At 40.2% G+C, this 18234-nt stretch carries 20 protein-coding genes and 1 pseudogene; 17 read left to right on the forward strand and 4 right to left on the reverse strand.

What is annotated here, in order from left to right:
- The first annotated feature begins 110 nt into the window (after positions 1 to 110).
- From MBEAL2_RS16725 to MBEAL2_RS16745, 5 genes and pseudogenes are all read left to right on the forward strand, one after another.
- Positions 111 to 1310 carry a CaiB/BaiF CoA transferase family protein gene (locus MBEAL2_RS16725; RefSeq protein ID WP_047153423.1) on the forward strand — a complete coding sequence of 400 codons (1200 nt, stop codon included), beginning with the start codon at positions 111 to 113 and terminating at the stop codon, positions 1308 to 1310.
- A 17-nt stretch (positions 1311 to 1327) separates the two neighbouring features.
- Positions 1328 to 2355: pseudogene (locus MBEAL2_RS16730) on the forward strand (NAD(P)-dependent malic enzyme).
- 43 nt (positions 2356 to 2398) lie between these two features.
- Positions 2399 to 3283, forward strand: a complete 885-nt coding sequence (locus MBEAL2_RS16735) for a LysR family transcriptional regulator (protein ID WP_047153424.1) — start codon at positions 2399 to 2401, stop codon at positions 3281 to 3283.
- Positions 3284 to 3622: 339 nt separating this feature from the next.
- A complete protein-coding gene (locus MBEAL2_RS16740) occupies positions 3623 to 4930 on the forward strand; it encodes an MFS transporter (RefSeq protein ID WP_047153425.1) in 1308 nt (435 codons plus the stop codon).
- Positions 4931 to 5002: 72 nt separating this feature from the next.
- Positions 5003 to 5995, forward strand: a complete 993-nt coding sequence (locus MBEAL2_RS16745) for a zinc-dependent alcohol dehydrogenase (RefSeq protein ID WP_047153426.1) — start codon at positions 5003 to 5005, stop codon at positions 5993 to 5995.
- 112 nt (positions 5996 to 6107) lie between these two features.
- On the opposite strand, the gene MBEAL2_RS16750 is transcribed toward MBEAL2_RS16745, so the two are convergent.
- A complete protein-coding gene (locus MBEAL2_RS16750; RefSeq protein ID WP_047153427.1) occupies positions 6108 to 6551 on the reverse strand; it encodes a VOC family protein in 444 nt (147 codons plus the stop codon).
- A gap of 202 nt (positions 6552 to 6753) precedes the next feature.
- Between MBEAL2_RS16750 and MBEAL2_RS16755 the strand changes: the two genes are divergently transcribed.
- The gene (locus MBEAL2_RS16755; RefSeq protein ID WP_236692914.1) at positions 6754 to 7764 is read left to right on the forward strand and encodes a methyl-accepting chemotaxis protein; all 1011 of its coding nucleotides are present in this window, start codon (positions 6754 to 6756) and stop codon (positions 7762 to 7764) included.
- 262 nt (positions 7765 to 8026) lie between these two features.
- Here MBEAL2_RS16755 and MBEAL2_RS16760 read toward each other — a convergent pair whose 3' ends face one another.
- Entirely contained in the window at positions 8027 to 8521 is a 495-nt protein-coding gene (locus tag MBEAL2_RS16760; protein WP_047153428.1) for an S-layer homology domain-containing protein, read from the reverse strand.
- A 193-nt stretch (positions 8522 to 8714) separates the two neighbouring features.
- On the opposite strand from MBEAL2_RS16760, the gene MBEAL2_RS16765 reads away from it, so the two are divergent.
- The 3 genes from MBEAL2_RS16765 (at position 8715) to MBEAL2_RS31160 (ending at position 10329) form a co-directional block, all read left to right on the forward strand.
- On the forward strand, positions 8715 to 9107 hold the full coding sequence (locus MBEAL2_RS16765) for a thiol-disulfide oxidoreductase DCC family protein (RefSeq protein WP_047153429.1): 393 nt from the start codon (positions 8715 to 8717) through the stop codon (positions 9105 to 9107).
- A gap of 323 nt (positions 9108 to 9430) precedes the next feature.
- Positions 9431 to 9784 carry a DUF5316 domain-containing protein gene (locus MBEAL2_RS16770; protein WP_152667819.1) on the forward strand — a complete coding sequence of 118 codons (354 nt, stop codon included), beginning with the start codon at positions 9431 to 9433 and terminating at the stop codon, positions 9782 to 9784.
- Between the two features lie 95 nt (positions 9785 to 9879).
- Positions 9880 to 10329: a hypothetical protein gene (locus tag MBEAL2_RS31160; RefSeq protein ID WP_152667820.1), complete on the forward strand. Its 450-nt coding sequence runs from the start codon at positions 9880 to 9882 to the stop codon at positions 10327 to 10329.
- 146 nt (positions 10330 to 10475) lie between these two features.
- On the opposite strand, the gene MBEAL2_RS16780 is transcribed toward MBEAL2_RS31160, so the two are convergent.
- Complete coding sequence (locus MBEAL2_RS16780; protein ID WP_047153431.1) at positions 10476 to 11528, reverse strand: ABC transporter substrate-binding protein; 1053 nt, start codon at positions 11526 to 11528, stop codon at positions 10476 to 10478.
- A gap of 223 nt (positions 11529 to 11751) precedes the next feature.
- Here MBEAL2_RS16780 and MBEAL2_RS31830 point away from each other — a divergent pair, with 223 nt between their 5' ends.
- Together MBEAL2_RS31830 and MBEAL2_RS16790 are read left to right on the forward strand one after the other, a co-directional pair.
- Positions 11752 to 11910, forward strand: a complete 159-nt coding sequence (locus MBEAL2_RS31830) for a hypothetical protein (RefSeq protein ID WP_161798225.1) — start codon at positions 11752 to 11754, stop codon at positions 11908 to 11910.
- Between the two features lie 464 nt (positions 11911 to 12374).
- A complete protein-coding gene (locus MBEAL2_RS16790; protein ID WP_152667821.1) occupies positions 12375 to 12671 on the forward strand; it encodes a hypothetical protein in 297 nt (98 codons plus the stop codon).
- Positions 12672 to 13178: 507 nt separating this feature from the next.
- On the opposite strand, the gene MBEAL2_RS16795 is transcribed toward MBEAL2_RS16790, so the two are convergent.
- Entirely contained in the window at positions 13179 to 13988 is an 810-nt protein-coding gene (locus tag MBEAL2_RS16795; RefSeq protein WP_052947770.1) for a YybI family spore inner coat protein, read from the reverse strand.
- A gap of 203 nt (positions 13989 to 14191) precedes the next feature.
- Here MBEAL2_RS16795 and MBEAL2_RS29380 point away from each other — a divergent pair, with 203 nt between their 5' ends.
- From MBEAL2_RS29380 to MBEAL2_RS16825, 6 genes are all read left to right on the forward strand, one after another.
- Positions 14192 to 14836, forward strand: a complete 645-nt coding sequence (locus MBEAL2_RS29380) for a DUF4871 domain-containing protein (RefSeq protein ID WP_052947771.1) — start codon at positions 14192 to 14194, stop codon at positions 14834 to 14836.
- A 174-nt stretch (positions 14837 to 15010) separates the two neighbouring features.
- On the forward strand, positions 15011 to 15565 hold the full coding sequence (locus tag MBEAL2_RS16805; RefSeq protein ID WP_047153434.1) for a hypothetical protein: 555 nt from the start codon (positions 15011 to 15013) through the stop codon (positions 15563 to 15565).
- A gap of 126 nt (positions 15566 to 15691) precedes the next feature.
- Positions 15692 to 16777, forward strand: a complete 1086-nt coding sequence (locus MBEAL2_RS16810) for a CotH kinase family protein (RefSeq protein ID WP_047153435.1) — start codon at positions 15692 to 15694, stop codon at positions 16775 to 16777.
- A 61-nt stretch (positions 16778 to 16838) separates the two neighbouring features.
- Positions 16839 to 17219 carry an SET domain-containing protein gene (locus MBEAL2_RS16815; RefSeq protein ID WP_047153436.1) on the forward strand — a complete coding sequence of 127 codons (381 nt, stop codon included), beginning with the start codon at positions 16839 to 16841 and terminating at the stop codon, positions 17217 to 17219.
- A 247-nt stretch (positions 17220 to 17466) separates the two neighbouring features.
- Positions 17467 to 17853, forward strand: a complete 387-nt coding sequence (locus MBEAL2_RS16820; RefSeq protein ID WP_047153437.1) for a DUF2089 domain-containing protein — start codon at positions 17467 to 17469, stop codon at positions 17851 to 17853.
- Complete coding sequence (locus tag MBEAL2_RS16825; protein WP_047153438.1) at positions 17850 to 18227, forward strand: SHOCT-like domain-containing protein; 378 nt, start codon at positions 17850 to 17852, stop codon at positions 18225 to 18227. The genes MBEAL2_RS16820 and MBEAL2_RS16825 overlap by 4 nt, the downstream gene beginning before the upstream one ends.
- Positions 18228 to 18234 lie beyond the last annotated feature (7 nt).

An 18234-nucleotide genomic window follows, 5' to 3' on the forward strand; every position in this document is an offset into this window, starting at 1 on the left:
TCCGGTTCCGACGACCGGCCACTGGAATATCCTTGATATTTATTCGCCGGGTGAGAAGAAGTCCCATGTCAGTGTGTAAGGAAGAGACATAAAAGTGAGGTAGGAACACAATGAAAAGAACACCGTTAGAAGGAGTAAAAATCCTTGATGTTTCCACGATGATTGCTGCACCTTTTGGAGCCGCATTATTAGGAGATTTTGGAGCCGAGATTATTAAAGTTGAAATGCCTGGAAAAGGAGATACATTACGGACTGTAGGACCTTTTCGAGATGGGGAACCGCTCCGCTGGCCGGGGATGTCGAGAAATAAAAAATCACTCACACTGGATTTGCACACACCAGAAGGAGTCGAAATCTTTAAAAAACTAGTTTCCAAAGTTGATATTGTTATAGAAAACTTTAGGCCTGGAACATTAGAAAAATGGGGTGCCGGGTATGATGAGTTGAAAAAGGGTAACCCCAATCTGGTTATGGTTCGTGTTTCTGGGTATGGCCAAACGGGCCCTTTTTCTGAAAAAGCAGGTTTTGGTACGCCGGCTACAGCGTTTAGCGGGTTTACTTACCTTCAAGGTTTTACAGATCGGCATCCGGTTAGTCCTTCGTTTTCTCTAACGGATTACATTACAGGGATCTATGTAGCGTTTGCTGCCGTAACTGCTATTTATCACCGGGATACCAATGACGAGGGCAGCGGACAAATGGTGGACATTGGCCTATATGAAACCGTGTTCCGGATGATGGAGTTTCTGGTCGCCGAATACGATCAACTCGGTAAAGTAAGGGAAAGAGCGCCAGGGCTAAATGGGCATTCCAGTCCATCGGGTACGTTTTTAACGAAAGACAATCACTGGATTGTCCTGGTGACAAGTACGGATTCTACATTTAATCGGCTGGCCAAGGCGATGGATCGGGAAGATATGCTGTCAGATGAAAAATTTTATACAAATTCTAAACGCCTGGAAAACAATGAAGAAACGAATGGAATTGTTGCGGATTGGATACGTACAAAGGATAGGGATGACCTATTTGAAAAACTCGATGAACATGGCGTTCCAGTTAGTCCTATCTTAAACATAAAAGATATTTTTGAACATCCTCAATATAAGGCGAGAGAAAATATTGTCAGTGTAAGTCATCCAAGATTGGGAGAAATCAAAGTGCCAGGCATTGTGCCTAAATTCGAAAAAACACCCGGCAGCATCCGAAGCATTGCTCCTGACCTGGGAGAACATAATGTTGAGGTTCTTCAAGAAATGCTGGGATTGACCGAAACAGAAATAAAGGAGTTAGAAAGAAAGAATATTATATAATTTCCGGGAGGATCTTTATGCAAAAGTTACGCGAGGATGCTTTAGATTTACATAAAAAATGCAAAGGGAAATTAGAGGTGCAGTCTAAGGTACCCTTAGAAAGTGCTGAAGATTTAAGCCTTGCCTACTCTCCTGGCGTGGCAGAACCATGCATGGAAATCTTTAAGGACAACGATAAAGCGTATGACTATACGATGAAGGGGAATCTGGTTGCCGTGGTATCGGATGGGACGGCTGTTTTGCAATTGAAGAGAGGCTAAAAAAAGAATGCAAGATTCCTGTCTTCCATGATGATCAGCATGGGACCGCCATTGTTGCTGCCGCAGGGTTACTCAATGCCTTAAATGTAGTAGATAAAACACTGGCTGAAACTCGTGTCGTGGTAAACGGAGCGGGAGCCGCAGGTGTAGCCATCGTTAAGCTATTATCCTCAATGGGAGTCCAGGACATCCTGCTATGTGACACCAGGGGAATCATTTGTGAAGGAAGAAAGAATGGAATGAATGCGGTAAAAGAAGAAATCGCACAGATGACGAATAGGGAACGCAGAACAGGAACCCTTGCGGATGCAGTAAAAGGTGCTGATGTATTCTTAGGGGTTTCGGCAGCAGGAGCATTGAATCAAGAGATGGTCAAAACAATGAATCGAGATGCGATTGTCTTCGCGATGGCCAATCCGATTCCGGAAATTATGCCGGAAGAAGCGAAAAAAGCAGGGGCAAAAGTTGTTGGGACAGGCCGATCTGATTTTCCAAACCAGGTAAACAATGTACTGGCATTTCCAGGCATCTTTCGAGGGGCGCTGGACGTTCAAGCCTCAGAAATTAATGAGTCCATGAAACTAGCGGCCGTCTATGCGATAGCAGATTTAATTGCGGAAAATGATCTTCATGCGGATTATGTTATTCCGCATCCTTTTGAAAAGAGAGTAGCTCCCCACGTTGCTGCAGCTGTATCCAGGGCAGCGACAGAAAGCGGGGTCGCCCGGGTTAACGCATTCCAGGAAAAAAGTAAAAGTATTACTGAACAGCCGGTTTTAATTTAACATGTAAGAGGTTTACAACAAAATAATTGCAGGAGGAGCCTCAATGGATTTGCATCAGCTTCTCTATTTTCAAACATTGGCAAAACTTCAGAACTTTACGAGGGCTGCGGATGAATTGGCTCTTACCCAACCTGCATTGAGCCGGTCTATTGCCAAGCTTGAAGACGAATTGGGCGTCCCGTTATTTGAACGGAAAATTCGCGGCGTCATTTTAAATCAATATGGAAAATCATTCTTAGAGCATGTAGATCAAATCTTACAGGAAATCACCATTGCAAGACAAGAACTTAAGGACATGGTTAATCCTTTACATGGAACCGTATCACTCGCATTTATCCACACACTGGGATCAAGGTTTGTTCCAAATTTATTGGGTGTGTTCAGAAGAAAGTTCCCAGATATAAGGTTTCAACTAACCCAAGATACAACAAACAAAATTATGAATCAATTGGAATCTACGAAAGTCGATCTTGGATTCTGTTCCCCCAATGAACAGGTTGAACATATTAGCACTGTCCCAATTATTAATGAGGAATTATTTCTCATTGTTCCAAAAGAGCACCGTTTGGCCGATAGAAAGCAAGTTTATTTGAAAGAAGTAGCCAATGAGCCCTTTGTCATTTATAAACATGAAAGTGGTATACGTGATGTCATTGAGAGGCTTTGCCAAAATGCGGGGTTTCAACCAACCGTTTCTTTTGAAGGTGTTGAAGATGCAACGATAGCTGGACTGGTCGCAGCTAATTTTGGGGTTGCGCTCGCCCCCTTTGTTCCAGGCCTGGATATGACAAGGCTTTCACTTCTTCGTGTCTGTGAACCAGTGTGCAGAAGGATCGTTTATATGGCATGGCGAACGAATGGATACATGTCACCTGCCGTAACTCAATTTAAAACATTTGTAGAGGAAAGCAGTTGTTTGGTTGAATGAACACCTCTCTATTACAAAAAGTCATTGGTTTTATGATTTATAGTTATTTTTACGAGTGTCAACCATGGGCTATACTGTTTAAGAGCAAGTGGGTGAATTAATGAGTGTGACAAAGAAGGTTGATTGGTTAAAGGTTAAAGTAAAGAAGGAGCGTGAATCGGTATACACCTCAGTAGATGCATAAAGAGCGGTATAAAATTAAAGCGGTTTCAACTTCTGAGAGAATTTAGAAATCGAAACGATAAGAGATTCGTTTCTCCAAATATCTAAACAATACTGCTATAATGAAAACTATGGATTTTTAACGGAATATAAAAATGAGTGGATGGTGAGGAATACATGAAAAAACACCGTTGGTCGATAGCCTTCCTAATTGCTGTCGGGGTTATCGTTAACTATTTTGATCGAACCAATATGTCAATTGCAATGCCGCTGTTAAAAGAGGAATTTAATTTGACGCCAGGCCAGATGGGGATCTTTTTATCTGCCTTTGCCTGGTCGTACGCCATTCTTCAGATTCCTGTGGGCCCCTTACTTGATAAGCTAGGGGTCAAATGGGTAACAAGGGTCGGTACGATGATATGGACGGTAGCCTGTCTTTTAACGGCAGTAGCCAATGGATGGGGATTAATCATATTATCCAGGGTTTTATTAGGTGTTGGGGAGGCTCCCTATTTCCCGGCAGCTGCCAAGGCCATCAGTCATTGGTTTCCTAAAAATGAACGGGGGAAGGCTATCACTTCCTATGACGCACAGTCTAAACTTTCTAATGCCATCGGTGCTCCGATCATCGCCTTAATCGTTACCGAATGGGGATGGCGCGGCGGTTTTGTTGCAACTGCCATTCTTAGCCTTCTTTATGCCATTGTGTTTTGGGTATGGTACCGTGAGCCACATGAAGACGAACGGTTAACAAAGGAAGAATATGCTTACATTGTTGAGGGCGGTTCACAAAGTTCAGAAGAAGCTTCAGGCAGTGCAATGGAAAATTTGCGTTACCTGTTGACAAAGCGAAAGGTCTGGGCCGTATTTATTGGATTTGCAGCCTATGGATACTCGTGGTTTTTATTTCTCACCTGGCTTCCAGGCTACCTTGCAACAGAAATGGGCATGTCGATCTTGAAATCGGGGTGGTACTCGGCGATCCCGTGGATTGTAGGGACCATTACAGAATTCGTCTTTGGTGGTTGGCTCGTCGATCGCCTTGTAAACAAGGGGTATAATTCAACGAGGGTACGCAAAACGACCCTGGTGATAGGGATGCTTTTCGGTCTGTCCATCATTGGTGCAGCATTTACCCATAACCCTAACGTTGCCGTATTTTGGATTTCTTTGGCACTGGGTGGTCTTGTTGTTACTTCGGGGGTTGCCTACACCATTCCCACCTTTATTGCACCGAAGGGAAGTGTAGGAACGTTGACAGGAATTTTAACCTTCGGAAATAATTCTATGGGAATTATTGCTCCTATTGCCACGGGATTTATCGTTCAAGCTACAGGATCCTTTATGTACGCCTTCCTGGTGGCAGCCGCTCTTCTCGTCGTTGGGATTCTAAGTTATCTGTTCCTGCTCACAGATTTAGAACCTATTGAACCCGCTATCCCGGAGGGCTCTCAACATCCCCCGACTGAATTAATGGTAAAATAACAGTACTAAAGTTTACTGCCGGAACATCAAGGTTAACAAACAAACACAACGAAGTGATGGGTGGCGATGAAGATGTTAGAATTGTATTTAAATAAACCGGGTGATTTAGAACTGCGAGAGGTTAGTTCTTTACCTTCGCTGTTGAATGAGGAAGTAAAGATTGAAGTGATTTATGGAGGGATTTGTGGATCGGATCTTGGAGTCTTTAAAGGAAGCTTAAAGCATGCTTCTTATCCGCTTCGTCCGGGCCATGAATTAGTAGGAACGATAATAGAAGCCGGCAAAGATGTTAACTATAAAGTAGGGACGAGGGTTGTGATTTTCCCTAATTCCTTCTGTGGTGAGTGTGACTTTTGCCTAAAAGGAAAAACAAATATTTGCCGCCATAAGAAATCGATAGGGGTTAATACCAATGGAGGGTTTTCAGAGGAGATTGTTATCCCGGCAAAATATGTACTGCCCATTCCCGATGATATGGCCGATGAAAGAGCGGTTTTAATTGAACCTTTTGCTGTTGTTGTTCATGCACTTAAGAAGGCAACCATAACAGAGGGCACTTCGGTTGCTATTATTGGGTGCGGAAATGAAGGGATGTTAGCAGCAGCACTGGGAAATCATTTAGGCGCTCGTGTAACGGCCATTGATATTAACCCGGTGAAGCTGGAAAGAGTGAAAAGTCTCGGTGATATAACAGCGGTTTACCCTGAAGAAATCACGGATGAAACGTTTGACGTGGTCATTGAAGCGGCAGGCGTTAAACAATCAGTTGAACAGGCCGTCCAGCTCACACGTCCAGGTGGAGACACCATTTTAATTGGGCTCGCACAGCAGGCCGATCTTCCGATTGTACAGATTGTCAGAAATGAAATCACGTTACATGGGAGCATTATTTATACTTTCCCGCATGACTTCGAACAAAGCATAGAATATTTGAAGAAGGAAGAGTTTAATGTATCACCTGTAATTTCAAAGATTGTGCCGTTTACAGAGTATAAAATGGCTTATGAAACAGCAATCTCTGGCGATTCTGGGAAGGTTGTCCTAAAATTTAAAGAGAATAAGTAAAATAAAATAATCTGTCAGTAAGCAGTATAAAAGAGGACCCGTTGTATCGTTATGGTACATTGGGTCCTCTTAATTCTAAATTCCCCTAAAATCAATTACTTTGTCCACGAGGCTATCTGTTGTTTTGTACATTAGTAATGACATCGGTAAATGTTTTAGATGGGTCCATTTGTTGTGTGAATGTTAATTGGTATCCATCCAAATCCTGAATCGTAATCTCCCGTGCATTCCAGGGGCGATTTAGAGGGCCCTCGATAATGCTGGCACCTAGCTTCTTTGATTTTTCAAAAATCTCATCAACGTTGTCAGATGCGAAGTTGATTGTAACTCCGTATCCGGGATGTTCCTGTGTTGAAAAAAATTCGGAGGGTGTAGCAACGAGAAGAATGTCCTGGTATTTTGCCCGACGCAGGTGAGTGAGCATGGTTTTACCATCCGGACCAGGCATTGAAAAAACGGTTTCGAATCCCAATGCTTTTGCATACCACTCAGCGGATTCAGTGATATGGTGTACGGATAGCTTGACAAAAGAAGGCATAACGTAAAATTGTTCCATATTAAATCTCCTTTCTGCTTATGAGAATTTATCTTCGTGTTTACTGTAAGCTATAACGCAGCATTAGGGTCAAGATTGGAGTTTAGTCATCAAAAACGTTTATGGAGTTCATATTTCATGTGAGAAAATCTAACATAAAATCTTAAGCTCCCCTCAATATATGCTATTCTTCATACAATATATAAAAATGGAGGGGAGTTAAGTGATAAAAGAAAAGATAGAAGAGAGACTGAACGTTTCGGTATTACTAAACGAGCTCAAACAAGCAAATAAGCAAATGAAAAGCGTCGTACAGACCATTGATCAGGTAGCCTCCCAGGCTAATTTACTTTCTCTTAACTCAGCGATTGAAGCAGCGCGTGCAGGTGAAGCGGGGCGGGGCTTTTCCGTAGTTGCAAATGAAATTAAGCGTTTCTCTTTACAGAGCAAGCAGGCTAACGATAAAAGCTATGAGCTTATTAATAATATCCAGCAGAAAGCAAATGAAGTCATTGCGGTTCGTACCGCCGATGTCGCCTATGATACAATCGATAAAATTGATCGTAATTTATTTGAACGCAATTGCGACGTTCAAGCATGGGCTACTTTCAAAGAAATTAAGTCGTGTCTGCTTGAGAATGATCGAACAAGTCAGATAAACGCCACAAGGTTTATGAAACAAATTGTCGATATTTATGAAGTCTATTATGATATGTTCGTAGTGAATAGAGCAGGTGTTGTCATTGCGTCTAGTGTAAACCAGAAACTCGTGGGGGAAGATATGTCAAACCGCACCTGGTTTAAAGAGACAATGGACACTAACAATGTGTATGTGTCGGATATGTATTTTTCAAAAGCGATGAACGGATATACTGTTGCTTACTCCTGTCCTGTGCGTGATGATAAAGGTTCTATTCTGGGCGTATTTACCACAAGATTTAACTGGTCTTTTATTTACGATATTATTGACTCAGTAAAAATAAGCAGCCAAAGCGATTTATTTGTCATTAATAATCAAGGTGTTGTCATCGGCTCGCGTAATCGAAACGAAATTTTACAAAAAAATCTGACTTCACTTACTGCCGTAAAAAAGTTAATGGCAGGAGAAGAGTATGGATATACCATTGAAAAAGAATTCGGACAGGAAAAAATCTTTGCTTTCTGCCGTACTAAAGGCTACAACGCTTATAAGGGGAAAGAATGGTCTGTAATCGTAAGCGAATGTATTGATTAAATTTGTGATTAGCCGTACATAAAAATCCCTCTTAAGTAAACGGGAGCGTTCTTTTCGCTTTATGTTCACTTAAGAGGGATTTTATCATTTCAGCAATAGAGTCAAGTTCTTTGCTTACGTACCTATACTCTGAAGGGATCCTATCTCTTTTTCAAGATTTGGTGTCTGGATGTCGCTGTTATAGATCTTCCATTGCCCATCTTTATCTTTCTTTAAGTAAATTTTCCCCTTAATATCTTCTGTAATGTTTTTACCCATGAGGTTAAATTCTTTCTGTTCGTCTTTTATGTTGAGGACAGCAAACCGATTCCATCAAGGCGGCAATTTCATCGCGCTTGATTTTGGCAGTTGGCGCAAACTGATTTGCATTGATTCCGCCTACGATCCCTAAGGAAGTAGCGGTGGTTACATCGTTATAAAACCACTGGCCTTTTTTTACATCGATAAATGTTTTACTCTGCCCGGTTGGCTTTAAATCCAGGGCACGAACTAATAAGGAAACGAATTCAGCACGTGTAATGGCGTTGTTTGGCTTTAGTTGAACTGTTCCTTCTCCCTGATCATAGCCTTTCACAATATCAGCACTAATAAGATCATCAAGTGCTTCTGCGGCCCAATGGCCATCAATATCTTCGGGATAATAAAAGTCAATAGGCTGTGTAGAATAGCTACCCTCCTCAGTATCATCCGCTGCCCAGGCAGGTGTGGACATAGAAAGGCATAATAGCAAGACGAGAAGACCTTTCATGAATTTCATTTTTCTCTCTTCCCCTTTCCCCTTTCCCCTTTACATATTTTTCAAATAGGAAATCAATTGAATGATAATTACATACATCAACCAATTAATTTACCATGGAAAATTAGACGAATCGGTTGTAAAAATGATAGTATTTTTAAAAATACATGAAATGAATTGACAAATTATCATCGCAAAAAGGGAGATGTGACTAATGAATGGGATTATCTTATTTGATGGTATCTGTAACTTCTGCAATCAGAGTGTTCAATTTATAATTAAAAAGGATCCCAAGGGATATTATAAATTTGCCTCCCTTCAAAGCGATATTGGACAGAAGCTTCTGGAGAAATATAAAATTCCGCATGATATTGATAGCATTATATTGATAGATAACGAAGAATATTATGTCAAATCCTCAGCTGCCCTTCATATTTGTAGAAATTTAGAGGGGATATGGAAATTATTTTATCTCTTGGTAATCATTCCGCGGCCAATTAGGGATTTTTTCTACGAAATTATTGCAAAAAACCGCTATAAATGGTTCGGAAAAAGAGAAAGTTGCATGTTACCTGCGCCTGGTATAAAAGAGAGATTTTTGGAGTAGACGCTAATCGGTTCCCATGTAACAATCCCAAGGAATCAGAATAAAAATTTTATCTACACAGGTCATTTCCAGACGTATGTTCAATGGTGGTTGTATTAGAAATAAATTCAGACCGAGCAGGCATTCTCGTTTGGCGAGGGAGGAAAAAAGTAAACAATTTCTTCTCTACATATCTGGAGAATTGAATTCCCTTTAAGTCGATATACTTGTACACCACATAGGAAAGTACAAACAATAAAAGAAGGGAAAGCATAAAGCTGAGTAAAAAACTTACATGGTATGAAAAGTTCGCTCCAATTAATTCATATTCGTGTTTTTGAATAATGAATAGAAGGGAGTTCAAAAATGGCTGGAAAAAAAGACACATTGGGGTGATACTTTTGTTTAAATCGCTTGCAACTGGTATTAGTTTATTCGTTATTATAGGTTTGTTTTCCGTTGTTAAAGGTGATTGGACATTAATCGTACCATATGCACTGTATGTCGGTGGTTTTTTCATTATAATAGCGGCATTACTATCGGGAGCGCTTGTGAGCGGGGACAGGTTAAGGGCTAATTTCTCGGCTGAAACAGGGGAGGATCGGAGAAGAAGGCTGATCTGGAGTACAAAGCTGTTGTTTGTTGGGTTACCCAACATTGCAGGATCATTATTGATTTACTGCATGTGGATGAAATAACTATAATAGGTCCTAAACTGACCTGTAATCTTCCTAATTACGTTTTATTTTTAGCTGGTTCTCCATGCTTGCCCTATCCCAAGGAAGCAAACGAATTGCTTCAAACCATGGAATTTTCTTCACCTGATCCCAAAATAATGCACAAAGCAAAACTTTATGGTCCTGTTTATAATCCTGTTTATGGTTTTCCAAGAGCAACTGTCTTAAAACTTGACGGTAAAATAGTAGGCACTTTGGATCGTACTAAATACGTTGGGAGTAACATCGCGCTTGGTGAAATTACAAATGACAGCCAGAATGAGGTGTTTTTTTATCAATATTCGACTGGCAGTGGCGGAGCCATGGGATTACATGTATACAGTCTTATAGATGGTGTTTGGAAACGAATCTTTACTGATCCTAGAGATAAAGTAAATTCTAATTCTAACCGTTTTAAAAGTGAGTATGCAGGGAAGATGCGTCTTCGATATAGAAACCATTCAGTGGGTGTTTGCCTTTTCACATCCGACATCTGTTCTTTCTGTTCACAACACTTATATTTATGAGTTTGATAAAAAAGAGTTTGCACTTGCTGAAACAAAAATTTTGGATAATAATGGGGTAATCTTAGCCAAGAAAAATAAAATGACCCTTCCTTTGCCTGATTACAGGCTTTAGGAAGGGTCATTTCATTTAACTACTTTATTTTTTTTCAGTTTTTTTCAAAGTAAACCGGGTTGTATTTATCAAGCTGCGCCTTTAGTTTTCCAAGGTCAATGCCTTCATTAGCTGCTGCTTCCTTATTTACTCCAAGATTAAGTTCCTTAGGGAATTGAACCGGCAGATCCCCTGGCTTTGCCTCTCCCTTCAGGACTTTTACTGCCATTAATCCTGTTTTGTATCCAAGATCTTTATAGTCTGCCCCAAATCCGGCAAAACCGCCGTTGCGAACAGAATCCATTTCCCCGACAAACATAGGAATTTTATTTTGCTCGGCTACTTGCACGATCGTCTTCAAAGCAGCTACGGCTGTATTGTCTTTTGGAATATACAGCATATCCACTTTACCTACGAGCGAATCGGCGGCCTGCTTTACTTCCGACGTATTTCCCGCATTGACCTCAACCGCTTTCAGTCCGTTCTTGTCCATTGCTTTCTTTGCGTTGTTTACGTTAACCACCGAGTTTGCTTCACCTGAATTATAAATAATACCAACCGTTTTCTTATCTGGCATCAATTCTTTCATTAAAGCAACCAGCTTGTTAATTGCCTCCGGGTGTGTATCTGAATACCCTGTTACGTTTTTCCCTGGCTTCTCAAGGTTGTCCACGAGTTTAGCGCCGAGCGGATCGGTTATGGCTGTGAAAAATACAGGGATATCCGTACCTTCTGTTGCTTTTACAACGGATTGGGCGCTTGATGTTGCTATAGCTAGAATCGCGTCTTTTTTATCGGCAGCAAACTTCTGCGCGATGGACGAAACCATGCTTGGGTCTCCCTGTGCAGATTGGAAATCGATGTCTGCATCAGCAAATCCATTATCTTTTAGTGCCTGGATAAATCCTTCACGGGAAGCGTCAAGTGCAGGATGCTCAATGATCTGGGTAATACCAATGCTTACTTTTTTCTTCGTTTCAGTCGATTTCTGATCTCCGGATGCTTTCTCCTCAGATTTCCCCCCGGATGCCGGCTGGTTGCCACAGGCTGCAAGCAGCAAAAACACAGCCAGCAGAACTACACCTAGTATTTTTTTCTTCTTCTTCATGTTCCATGTCTCCCCTTATGTATGCTTTTATATTTTTAGATAATTCATTATAGACTATTTTATCACTGTTTTTAAAGAGAAATCTTTCGAAACCATATAAATACTGACCCTACTAAAGATAAGAATGGAGGTATGAAAGGGAGGATATATTCTAATCACTATTCATTATATTACCTTCCCCCGTACATACTATGAAGGAGCCAAACACTAAGGAGGGACAGGTATGGATGACGTAAACACTCCAAAACCTAAACCATGGAATACTTACAAAGTTAAAAGTCAGAAGGAGCAGAGTGATCAGGAAGTTCTGCCGTTTGAACAGCGAGGCCGGGTACCGGAGTCATATGCACGCGCTATTGTGGAGCTCAAGAAAGAAGATTAACACTGAATTGAAAACCAAAAATCCCACCTGCGGAAGATAAAGCAGGCGGGATTTTTATATTGCTGTCTATACCTGATAAACTTCTTGCGGAAACTAACCTTTTATTTGTATTTTTCATGAAGGTATGCGTATTATAGATTATACAGTTATTTACAATTAAGGTAGTGCGGCAATATATTTTACAAGGAGTGAAATGTTTGACTTCCTACTTTGAAAGGAAATTTGTACGCAGCCTTTTTCGGATACTCTTTTTCGTGTTAACCGCTTTGATTTTTATGCCATACTGGCTGGCTGCCATTGGAGCAATTCTGTCGGTATGTATGCTGGTGTGTGCATTCTTTATTGTCCCCATATTTTTTATATGGACAATGTTATCAGGTAACAATTACAAGGAGAAAGGCTGAGTAAGCTATTTACGTTTGGAAGCATTCGCTATATTAATTACACAGGAGGAAGCAGTAATTGTGACAACTCATCATAATGAACCGGTTGGCGTGCGTAAAACAGAAGATGTCAAGATAGTGTTCGAAACAACGAATAACAGCTATTTTTATCTTCTTGAGGAAGAAAGCTGGATAGAATATGAGAACGGGGACAGCAAAGACCTTGTGACACACATGGATTTGGAGGAGAAATACCGGGAAAAGCTGGGCAAGGGAGAAACGCTTAGGGTTCAAAATTTGAAAGATGCAACAGACTCACGTGAAATAGCCAGGGACGATGTTAAAGGGATTTTTGTTACGAGTCACACGAACATATAAAACAGAAGGGATGGCGCGGTGCTGTCCTTTTTTGGTTATGTTTGGCAGGATACATAATTTGCGGCTCCAGGCCAGTTGGGAAAGGAGTTATAAAAAAGTTTAAAAGGGGGATACGTACCTATGGATAATTTACAAACAATCTTACACATTAATTCTCAAGTCAGAAAAAGGTTATTTTGCAATGATTAATTCTGGAAATCGTGGGCGCGTAAATTTACAGGCAGTGTCAGAAATTCTGGAATGCAATTAGCTAAAAATGGCTCCAAATGCTTTGGAAAAGCTAAATCAAGTTGTTGCTTATCTGGATGACCTAAATGTACAACAGGAAGCCCTCTAATTATGAAGGTTTTATGTTCTTATGATACTGTTTTAAATGTGGAGGTATGGGAAAACTCTCTAAATGTTCATAGTTTTTAAGTGTTATTTTCATGTCTTTTATTTTAAATACGTCTTTCACCTTAAAAGTGAATAAATCCGTACCAACAGGATTGCGCGCTCCACAATTGGTTATGGTTTTACTGTCGAAATCAAATGGTTTTTCGCATCATAAAGAGCAATATATTCCGCTGCATATTTCCTGTCTTTTTTACTGTATCTATATTGGGTTTTAAGCTTTGCGATTATGTCTGCGTGGGCTATACCTGATATGGTTTGTATTGCGGTAATTTCTTTGATACCATCCCCGTCAATGTCATTAAAGTTGTATTCTGAGATGGGATCGATCCATGTGCCTATTTTTGTTAGTTCGGTTTCTTTAATACCAGCGTAATTTTCTTTGTACAGTGGGACTGTCGCTTTTAAACCTGTCTGTTTATCGAAGAAAAGCACCGTGAAATTGCTTACATACACTACTTCAAATCGTTCTTCCATTTTTCCGATTGCAGGATTAGGGTCAGAAAAAATCTCTATCCATTTTAATTGGATTGGTTTGTATACGTTCAGCCCAATCGCGCCTGCACTGCCTGTGGAATGGCGATAAAATAAAACCTCATCCGTTTTATCTCCTAACAAATTAACAAATTTAACTTCACCCAGGCTATACTGATCACTATTATTTCCTAAGACTGCTACCTCTTTTCCATCTATTATCAACCTCCATGAACTTGAAAATTCAAATTCAGGATAGCGTTTCAGGGCATAAAGCTGAATTTTTTGCTTCTTACCTGTGCCGTAAAGGTCTTTTTCTTCCGTTTGTATCAAGTAATACTTCGAGGTTTTTCTATAGAGAGTGTTTTTGCTTACTGTATGCTCTGCATTTACCGGAAGAACAATGAAGCTTATTAAGAAAATCAATAGTGCAGCTACTAACTTTTTCATGGAGCCACCTCCTGAAAGGAATTTCAGTTATTTTTTCCATGCCTGAGATAAGTTATGCTCCGGTGACTCATTAAACTATCAATGCTTACTCTGGCTTGAAACGGGGATTCTTTTTTAGTAACAACTTAAGTCCTGGGACCGGTTTTTTATTATTTGGCTTATAGTATAATTGGGAATAAATTCAAATAGAGAGGACTGAAAACGTGAAAAATGTTGCTGTTATCCTTATAGTGTTTATGATGGTAGCGGGTTGTTCAAACGGGGAGCAATCAAAAGGTAATGAAAATAGTAAAACTGTAGCTTCGAGTAAAACAACAAACGAGTGGAAAGTAAGTCCTGCTTTTATGGTAAAGGATCCGAAAAGACCAAACAGTCCTATAGAGATGTTCGGCAAGGAAGGGAAAATTGGAATAATCGGACCTCAACTTTATGCAAACAATGGCCAAAAATGGATGTGGCATTTCTGGGGAGATAAAAACACCTTAAACTCCGGAAAGCTTAAAGTTGAAGCAACAAACAAACACACGGATGAAAAAGTTCCGGCATTAATAATGGATGGGGGAACGGCTAACGAACATAAAGTATGGGAGTATGCGGGAGTTGGAGGTTCTAATAATGGAGCGGATGCACATATGCCATCTAATATTTCCCTTCCGAAGCCAGGCCTTTGGCGATTGGATGTTTATATAGGGGATAGATTATTTGGTAATATTGTAATCGAAGTGAAGAGCGCTTCTCAAAGTAACAGCGAAACCGATTGGAAGCTGCGGCCAGCGTACAGGGAAGGGGATAAGCTGTTATTCTCATTCGGTTTTTCTGATAAAAATCCCAATATTCGAACTATATAACGGAAGCAGCCAATCTGATTTATCTGGAAAGGCTGCTCTTTTTGCATCTGCTCCGCTCTTTTTTTAATTGTAAAATTTTTAAAAAATGTACGTATTGCTTGAGTCAACTGCCGTCCCACGTTAGTAGATTTTGAATACGATATAGTAATTTCACATACAAAGGAGGTTTTTAAAATGGCAAAAGGAAAAGGAAAAGGAAAAGCCCATACTACTACTGGACAAACAACTACCGGACAAGCAACTACTGGACAAACCACTACTAGTTCACCTAGACCAGGTAGATTAAGGCTTCGTGGTTTTGACTTTTTTGTGCTTGATCCAAACAAGGAAGGTACTCAAGAGGTAGTTATTTCAGGCGACGAGGAAAATCCTACTACAGTAGCAACGGTCAAACTCAATGTCAATCAAGGCGATAAGGTATGGTTAAATGGAGTGTTTCACGTTGATAACGATGACCTTCTTATTCCTGAAACAGATCTAAACGTAAGAATTTTCAGAGGAACTCCCGCTAATGGTGAAGAGATTTATAAAGTTGTACTCGAAGTTGGCCCTTCTGGAGTACCAGGTGATAAACTTGCTATTCCATTTTCACATGTGGATGTTATTCAGGATGACGACACCACCTTGGCGCGTTATACGGTAACTGTGAATACAGAGTCCGACGAAATAAATAGCACTGATGTCCATCTGATTGGTCCTACCACGTTTACGGCACTCAGTATCGGCTGAAAAATAAAGGAGGAGCACTTTTGGCTCCTCTTTTTACTTTTCTCTCACATACTTTACCTGCCCTGCGCTGATTTTAAACCCTATCTGTTACGACTTTTACAGAACAGGAGAAAGGAAAGATAACATGTGTCCTATTTAATCCCATTTTATTTTTTGACAATAGAAGAGGAAGATTTAGAAGATTTACGGAGCGATATATGGGATGATACCCCTATTTCTGCCTATTTGAAGGTAGGAAACACCATTTATGATATTGATATCGCCTACCGAGGTTCCTATACGCGGGAGTTTCGCAAAAAATCCTACCGGATTGAGTTCGTCAGTCCAAGGAGATGCTCCGGGGCCCGCGAAATTCATCTCAATGCGGAATACAAAGACCCCTCTCTCATCCGCAATAAGCTTTCTTTTGATTTCTTTCAGGACCTTGGTGTTCTGTCACCACATAGTCAACACGTAAATTTAACACGAAATGGCTCTTTTAAAGGTGTCTATTTGCAATTGGAATCTGTAGATGAAATGTTTTTGAAAAAGAGAGGCCTCCCTCCGGGTCCCATTTACTATGCCGTCAATAATAACGCCAACTTTTCCTTGATGAGAGAAGGGAAGCAAAAAGAATCGCTTCTTTCGGGTTATGAACGAGTGTTTGAAAACCGTTCAGACGATCAATTCCTCCACGAATTCATCTACCAAATCAACACCGTCCCCCTATCTGATTTTCCTGATGAGATTTCCAAGTATATCAATGTTGATAAATATTTGCGCTGGCTCGCTGGAGCCGTTTGTACGATGAATAATGACGGGTTTACTCACAACTATGCGCTTTATCGCAACAGTGAGACCGGTTTGTTTGAAATCATTCCCTGGGACTATGATGCAACCTGGGGACGAAAAGTCAACGGCGGAACCATGCGGTACAATTATGTTCCGATTGAAGGAAGCAAGGACAACCACCTCTCCCACCTCCTCCTGCAGGTACCGGAATTCCGTAAACATTACCGAAACATATTGGAAGAAACTTTGGAAACCACGTTTACAGTCAAACATTTAAAAAACAAAATAGTTTCACTGCATCAGGCTCTGCGGCCACATGTTCTTCTCGATCCTTATAAAAAGAAAGCGATCGATATATTCGATGGTGAACCTGAGTTTATCTTTCAATTCATTCGCGTCCGCAGCCGCTATTTGAAGAGGCACCTGGGGGATCTTGATTGAGAGAAGATGAACAATGTGGACTTGCTTAAATGATTAAGAATGGCGGAAAGGAGTGACTACTGTGAAACCGATATATATAAAAAATACGGGAAAGTATGGCAGAGGGATATATGCTGCACGTGATATTAAAATAGGTGAACTCATTGAGGAATCACCGGTTTTTGTATCACCTAAAACCGAACGGAAGTATCTGAAGAAGACGGTCGTTTTTGATTACTGCTTCAACTGGGGTGAAAATTATGAAGATACAGCGATTGCTTTAGGATACGGATCGTTATTTAATCACTCGTACAATCCAAATGCAACGTTTATTAATAACCTCGCTAATTTAACAGTTGACTTTTACGCCATAGCTGACATTAAGGAGGGTGAGGAAATCACGATAAATTACAATGGCGAACCTGAAGATAAATCTCCATTATGGTTTGAAGTTATTGATTAAATAGGAAGTAATGTGGATGCCTGAGGCGACAAATCACACAAGAAATCTGGTGAAAATCCCTTTCTAATACAGGATAGCCTGGAAGGGGGTTTTTCTCATGTTTACTTTTAAATTTGATTGCATTTATTAAAATTAGAATTGATTATATTTAATATACGTGCGGTTTTTTTAAATAAATTTAATATCGATATTTACTTTGTTTATTTTTAACTATATAATTAACTTAAATAACAGAAAGGATTTTCCCATGACATATTCTGTTCTAACTAACTGTCCGGTTTGCAGTAATCCATTGCATGTTACGAAACTGCACTGCTCGCATTGCCACACCACAATTGAAAATGAATTCAAGCTATCGAAGATTGCTTCTTTACCTCCGGAACAACTTCAGTTTGTCGAAACATTTCTAATCTGCAGAGGGAACATTAAAGAAGTGGAAAAAGAACTCGGTATTTCTTATCCAACCGTGCGCGGAAAATTAAACGATATTATTGCCGCACTCGGATACGATACCGAAACGCCGAAAAAAAGTGAACCAGAGACGAAAAAAGTTGTTTCAATGTTAGAAAACGGCGAAATCACGGCTGAGGAAGCAATCAAATTATTAAAAAATGAATCGAGGGATCTCAAATGAAAGAAGAAATTTCAAAAGTATTAACCATGGTACAGGAAGGGAAAATAGATTCCGAAAAAGCGGCTGAGCTCATCCATGTGTTAAAGGAAAAAGAATCCTCACATGCAACACCCGCTACTTATTTAGATAAAACATTAAAAATACGTGTCGTTTCTAAAGAGCACGATAATGTGAATGTTACTTTGCCAATTAAACTTGTGAAAGCTGTATTAAAAGCAGGTCACGGTATTGCGGTAAATGTACCCCAGGCAGAAAAATATGTAAAAGATTTGGATATTGATTTATTAATCGATGCGATTGAAAATGAATTAGATGGCCAAATTGTTGATATTCAATCGGCGAATGGCGATACTGTAGCAGTTATTATTGAATAGGTCTTTC

It is taken from the genome of Aneurinibacillus tyrosinisolvens (assembly GCF_001015055.1).
In the GTDB taxonomy this organism is placed as follows: Bacteria; Bacillota; Bacilli; order Aneurinibacillales; family Aneurinibacillaceae; genus Aneurinibacillus_A; species Aneurinibacillus_A tyrosinisolvens.